Source organism: Mycobacterium sp. ENV421, assembly GCF_002887815.1.
Classification (GTDB): domain Bacteria; phylum Actinomycetota; class Actinomycetes; order Mycobacteriales; family Mycobacteriaceae; genus Mycobacterium.
The window spans coordinates 1-5,770 of sequence record NZ_PDHO01000079.1 but is presented as its reverse complement, the minus strand read 5'-3'; the positions used below and the strand labels follow the sequence as shown (position 1 = coordinate 5,770).

5 protein-coding genes and 1 pseudogene are annotated in these 5,770 nt (G+C 66.8%); 1 reads left to right on the top strand and 5 read right to left on the bottom strand.

What is annotated here, in order from left to right; translation table 11 throughout:
* Nucleotides 1-108: 108 nt before the first annotated feature.
* The 5 genes from CRM90_RS29320 to CRM90_RS29300 all read right to left on the bottom strand — a co-directional run bounded on the left by CRM90_RS29320 (nt 109) and on the right by CRM90_RS29300 (nt 5,467).
* Nucleotides 109-702 (bottom strand): TetR/AcrR family transcriptional regulator, encoded by a 594-nt coding sequence (locus tag CRM90_RS29320; RefSeq protein WP_102810366.1) that lies wholly within the window; start codon nt 700-702, stop codon nt 109-111.
* Nucleotides 699-3,800, bottom strand: a complete 3,102-nt coding sequence (locus CRM90_RS29315; RefSeq protein ID WP_233209586.1) for an MMPL/RND family transporter — start codon at nt 3,798-3,800, stop codon at nt 699-701. Before CRM90_RS29315 ends, CRM90_RS29320 begins: the two co-directional genes overlap by 4 nt.
* Nucleotides 3,801-3,922: 122 nt before the next feature.
* The gene (locus CRM90_RS29310) at nt 3,923-4,348 is read right to left on the bottom strand and encodes a DUF6188 family protein (protein ID WP_102810365.1); all 426 of its coding nucleotides are present in this window, start codon (nt 4,346-4,348) and stop codon (nt 3,923-3,925) included.
* 73 nt (nt 4,349-4,421) lie between these two features.
* Nucleotides 4,422-4,982, bottom strand: coding sequence for a TetR/AcrR family transcriptional regulator (locus CRM90_RS29305; RefSeq protein WP_502693335.1), 561 nt, complete (start codon nt 4,980-4,982; stop codon nt 4,422-4,424).
* 59 nt (nt 4,983-5,041) lie between these two features.
* A complete protein-coding gene (locus tag CRM90_RS29300; protein WP_233209585.1) occupies nt 5,042-5,467 on the bottom strand; it encodes a PaaI family thioesterase in 426 nt (141 codons plus the stop codon).
* Here CRM90_RS29300 and CRM90_RS29295 point away from each other — a divergent pair.
* Nucleotides 5,433-5,717 (top strand): annotated as a pseudogene (locus CRM90_RS29295) (TetR family transcriptional regulator); the annotation flags it as partial. The gene CRM90_RS29300 and the pseudogene CRM90_RS29295 sit on opposite strands and share 35 nt — an antisense overlap.
* Between the last annotated feature and the right edge of the window lie 53 nt (nt 5,718-5,770).

The window sequence follows — 5,770 nt, the reverse complement described above, 5'->3', positions numbered from 1 at the left end:
GCCGAGCATCGCTCAGCGTGTCAGTTGCCGGAAACACCGTTATTTCCACAGTCCCCAGCCGGCACGACCTGACCCCGCCAGTCATCATTGCGGGCGCTAGGGATCGCACTACTCGGTTGGCGAGGTGAACATTCCGAGCAGTACGTCGTCGACCAGTGATTCGATGGCGTGATGGGTTGGGGGTCGGTTGGCAACGGTGTACCGAAAGGTCAGGTAGCCCGGGAGCAGATCCCACAACTCGTCGCTGATGGCGGTGACGAGTTCACCGCGCTTCATCGCTCGCTGTAGGACGTGCTGCATCAGGGTTTTTCGCTCGCGCAGGAACCGGTGCTGGATGGCGTCGTTGAGTGCGGGGTTGCGTGTTGTCTCGATGAGCACAGCTCGGATGGTGCTGGCATGGTGTTGGTCCTGTTCGCTGAATATCTCCGCGAGGCGCAGCAGATCGCCACGGAGGGTGCCGGTGTCGGGTGGAATGGTGTTGTGGCGGGTGCCTTCAACGAACGCCGCTAACACCAATTCGGCTTTTGAGTGCCAGCGCCGGTAGACGGTGGCCTTGCTGGCGTGAGCGGCGGCCGCGACAGCGTCCACGGTCAAGCCTTGGTAGCCGCGCTCCTGCAGGAGACGCAGTGCCACCGCAAGTAGTTCTGCTTCGCGGGGCGACCACGGCGAGGGTTCGGCGGCTGGGTGGATTGTCAAGGTCAGCGGCTGTCGTGGGTCACCATGCTCGGCACGGCGATTTTCCGTGCCCGCCCGGGTATCGCGACCGGGTTGATGATGTGTGGCCACCAGCTGGCTTGGCGGAGCAGGGTGGCGATGGCTGGGACAGTGAGGGTGCGCACGAGGAAAGTATCGAGGAGTAGTCCGCAGCCGATGATGAGTCCGGTTTGGATCATGATGGCGATTGATCCGATCATCAGGCCGAACATGCTGGCGGCGAAGATGAGGCCGGCGGAGGTGATGACTGAGCCGGTGGTGGCCACGGTGCGCAGGACGCCGACGCGGATGTTGTGGGTGGATTCTTCGCGTAGGCGTGACACGAGCAGCATGTTGTAGTCGGCGCCGACGGCGACGAGGATGATGAATGCTAATAGTGGTACGGGCCAGGCAATTTCGTGGCCGAGGATCCATTGGAAGACGATGACGCCGATGCCGAGTGAGGCCAGGTAGTTGAGTACGACGGTGCCCAGCAGATATAGCGGGGCGATCAGGGCGCGCAGCAGGGCGATAAGGATGAGTCCGACGATGACCAGGGTGGCGATGGCCAGTTGGGTGAAGTCGGCTGAGAGCAGGCGTTGGATGTCGGAGTTGACGGCGGGGAACCCGGCGACTGAGACGGTGGCGTTGGCGAGGGAGGTGTTGGGTCGTGCGGCGTTGGCGATGTCGGTGATCTGGCGGGCCAGGTTCATCGCGTCGCCGCTGTAGGGGTCGGTGCTGGTGTCGATGGCGAAGCGGGCGGTTTTGCCGTCGGGTGAGAGGAAGTGTTTGGCGACGTCGGCGAATTGGCGGTTGTCGAAGGCTTCGGGGGGCAGGTAGAAGCCGGTCGCGGCATCGGATCCGGCGGTGGCGCGGGCGGAGTTTTGCAGTTGGGCCGCGATTTGACTCATCCCGGACAGCATTTGGATGTTGCTGTCGGCCAGGGTGTGCACGCCGGTGGCCAGGGCGCGTGCGCCGGAGGCCAGTTGGCTGATGCCGTGTTGGAGTCGGCCGATGTTGGCGGCCAGGTTCTCGGGGTTGCCGAGGGTTTTGAAGGCGGCGTTCATGGCGGCCACGGTGTGTTGCACTTCGGTGAGGGTGCCGGTGACGGTGGCGTTGGTGGCCGGGTTGTACTGGTCGCCCAGGGTGGCGAGCTGGGTGAAAAATCCGTTGTCGCGCAGGGTGGTCAGGACAGTGACCTGGTCGCGGATCTGGGCGCATTGTGGGGTGGTCACACACCACGGTGCGGTGTTGAGTGCGGTGTCGAGGGGGTCGAGGGCGGCGATGGCGGTCTGGGCGCGTTCGGCCAGCGCCCGGATGCCGGGGCCTGCTCGGATGGCGGTGTCGATGTCGGGTGCGGTGGCTGAGAGTTGTTGCAGCAGCGGGCCGAAGCGCTGCATGCGGTCACCGGCGGTGATGGCTTGGGTGAGCACACCGCCGAGCGGTGTGAGCGCGGTGCGCACGGTGGTGTCGAGTTGGGCCAGGCCATCGGCGAGTTGGTCGGCGCCGTGGGTGAGCTTGTCCAGGTCGGTGCGCCGATCGTTGCCCTGGGCGACCGAGTCGGCCATCTTGTCGCCGATTTGTCGGTTCTGCCAGGACAGTTGGGCTTGGTCGAGGCGCGTTCCGGCGGGTCGGGTGACCCCGGAAACACGTGTCACGGCCGGGATTTGGGCGATCCGCGAGGCCATCTCGTCGAGGTCGGCCAGGGCTTTTCCGGTGCGCATGTCGGTCGGGTTTTCCACGACGAGGAATTCGGTGATGACGACGTCTTTGGGGAAATGGCGGTCCAGCAGCTGATAGCCCTGGTTGCTGGCGGTGGTGGCGGGTTGCCCTTTGCGGTCGTCGTAGCTGATGGTCATGGTCGCCGCGGCCGCCGACAGCGCCAGCAGGATGGTCAGGCTGATGACCAGCAGCGGCACCGGGCGGCGCACGACGGCCACGGCCACGCTGTTCCAGTAGCGGCGCGTGCGGTCGGGTTTGGGTTCGCCGATGCCGCGGGTGGCCGCCAGTGCCAATACCGGCGGCAGCAGGGTGATGGTCGCGGCGAATCCGACTGCGACCGCGACCGCGCAGGCCGGCCCGAGTCCGGCGAACACACTCAAGGTGGCGAACACCATGGCCAGAAATGCCAGGGCCACGGTGCCCGCCGAGGCCAAGATGACCCGGCCGATGCTGGCGGTGGCCGCGATGACGGCTTGATCGGCGGGCACGTCGGCGCGGCGTTGTTCGTGGTAGCGGCTGATCAGAAACACCGTGTAGTCGGTGCCGGCGCCGAGCAGGATCGCGGTCATGAACGCCACGGTGAACTGCGAGACCGGCAGACCGAGTTCCCCGAGTGCTGAGAGCACCCCGCGCCCGACTGCCAGGCTGAGCCCGATCACCACCAGCGGCAGCAGCGCGGTGAACACCGACCGGTACACGATCAGCAGGATCAGCGCGATCAGCGCGGCGGCGGCGATCGAGATGAACACCAGGTCGTGCTCGGCCGAGGCGATCTGATCGGAGAACGTGGCCGGTGGCCCAGTGACATAGGCCGTGGTGGGCGTGCCGGCGAACACCGCGTCGGTGATCTCGCGCACTGCTTGCACCGATTCGGCCGCGGTGGGATCCCCCAGGGTGCCGGCCACCCCGACCGGCAGATACCAGGCCTTGCCGTCACCGCTGAGCGCCTGGGTTTTGGTGACCGGGTCGGCGAGCAGATCTTGGACCAGCAGCACATGTTCAGGATCGGCCCGCAACCGCCCCACCAGATCCTGGTAGCGCTGTTGATTGTCGGCGCTCAGGCCGGCCGGGTCGTGCATCGCGATGAACAGCATCGTCTTGGACCCCTGCTCACCGAACGCCTCACTCATGCGGTCCACGGTCTGAAACGAGGGCACATCACGCGGGATCAGATCGACCGACTGTTGGCGCACCACCGTCTCCAGCTGCGGGAAAAGCAGCGCCAGCACCACCGCGGCCGCGATCCACCCCCCGATCACCAATGCCTTGTGGCCCACCGTGAACGCCGCGAGCCGCCCCAGCCGGGCGCTGTACTCCGAGGATCCGGACAGATCGACGCCCCGCCGGCCACCCGCGGGCACAGCACCCCCGGTTCGATCGCCCATCCGCACGCCTCCCACAGAAACGAAACTATCAGTATCGCTACGATACTAATAGTCCCACACGAGGATCGGAATGCCGGTGCGGGCCTTAGGGCCGCGGCGGGAGCCGGGGACGGCGAGGTGAATTAACTTGCGGCGCCGTGAGATTCGTCGTCGGGTAGGTCGTGGCGCTCCACCCGCACCCGCCCGCGGGGCAGGCATGCCATGTAGCCGTGTCGTTTGCCGTAGAGCTCCCAGGAGGTCGCGGCCTCCTGCGGGGCGACATCGATGCGATGCCCGCGAGAAAAACCCAGGTGCAACCCGCCGTCCTCGTCGCACCACGCCCCGGTGCACACCGCGCCGGCCAGATCCAGCAGAGGACGCTGCTGGGCCGAGACGTTGCCCGGATCGATGAGTACCTGCTCCTCGGGATAGGACGAACCGATCGGCGGCAGGGTCAGCCGGATCAGGGTGGCGATCACCAATTCGTTGTAGTCGTCGAGGTCGAGCACCAATCCGTCGCGCAACGAGACGCGCTGAACGGTGCACCGCTCGATCCAGGGGGTATGCATGCCCGACTCCCTCCGCCACGTCATTGTGTCGCTTAATGGTACTGGGAGTAGCGCAGCGATACTACTAGTCTCGCTAACCGGTGGCGGCGGGGCCGCACACCAGCTGTCGGGTGGTCCGGTCGATACGCTCGCGGGCCTGGCCCGCATCGATGCGGCCGCCGATGACGGCGATCAGGCTGGCCAGCCACACATCGGCGATCAGGCTGGCCACGTCACGGTCATGCGTGGTGGGGGTGGGCCCGCCCAGGGTGCGGGCCAGCATGTCCTTGATCACCGCCACGGCGTGCTCGATCGCGCCGGCCGCCTCGGTATCGGCGAGGACGAACGCACGCACCATCGCCTCGGTCAGGCGCGGGTTGCTCTGCCAGGCCAGGTGCAGGTGTGCGGTCAACCGTCCCAGTCGGGCCTGCGGTGCCAGATCGCCGGTGCTCCAGTCGAATTCGCTGTCGAGACGCTCGAATTCGCGGGCCAGCACCGTCACCAGCAGGTGGCTTTTGGATCGGAAATGCCGATACAGCGAGCTGGCCGCGATGCCGGCCCGGGCAGCCACCGCGCGCATCTGCACACCGTCAAAACCCTGTGCCGAGGCCACCGCCCACGCGGCATCCAGGATCGCCTCGCGACGCGCCGACACCGCGGCCGCCGGCCGGCGCGGGCGCCGCGCCCGGTGCCGGGGTGCGGCGGTGGGCACACTCACCGCGACCCCGCGTCGCCGGCGCCACCGTAGCGGGTCAGCTCAGCGAACAACTGCCCGAAACCGCTGATGTCACCGTGCGCGGCGAAATGGGCCGCATCCACCGTGATGAACACCGCCGAAGCGGTGAACCGGGTGACACCGTCCTGGCCGACGCCCACCCCCTCCACATGCAGGGCCCGGCCCTGGCGTGCGGCGATCCGCGCGGTCAGCCGATGCGTGCAGCCCAACGGCACCGGCTGCAGATACTCCACCGTCAAACGGCGCGTCACCGCCGGGGTGGCCGCGCCCCACAACGAAAAACCCAGCACGTCATCACAGGCCGCGGCGATCGCACCACCGTGCGCCAGCCCGGGCGCGCCGATATGACGCTCATCGAACACCAGATCGGCGAACACCTCATCACCGCTGCGTGAGCGGCTCATCGAACTGCTCTCCCGCCAAGCCGACCTGTTCGCCGAAGCACCGCTGCACGTCACCACCTTGGCCTGGGCCGCGTTGGGCCCCACCGAAACACACGGCAGCGACAGCGATACCGGTCACCACGCCAGTGCCAGCATGCTGCGCACCCGGGTGATCGAGCAGTACCGGCGGCCCTTCGACGAAATCCTGCACAGCCCCGAAACCCTCGACCAACTCGGCGAACTCGACATCGAACTGGCACTGTGCCAACTAGGGCGTGTCCGATAAATGTGGCAGCCAGACGGTGATGGCACGTAGGACTGCTG

What these genes read in the sequence shown, in the direction of transcription:
- CRM90_RS29315 (WP_233209586.1), bottom strand. Translation starts at nt 3,800, where the DNA reads ATGGGCGATCGAACCGGGGGTGCTGTGCCCGCGGGTGGCCGGCGGGGC.
- CRM90_RS29310 (WP_102810365.1), bottom strand. Translation starts at nt 4,348, where the DNA reads ATGCATACCCCCTGGATCGAGCGGTGCACCGTTCAGCGCGTCTCGTTG.
- CRM90_RS29300 (WP_233209585.1), bottom strand. Translation starts at nt 5,467, where the DNA reads ATGAGCCGCTCACGCAGCGGTGATGAGGTGTTCGCCGATCTGGTGTTC.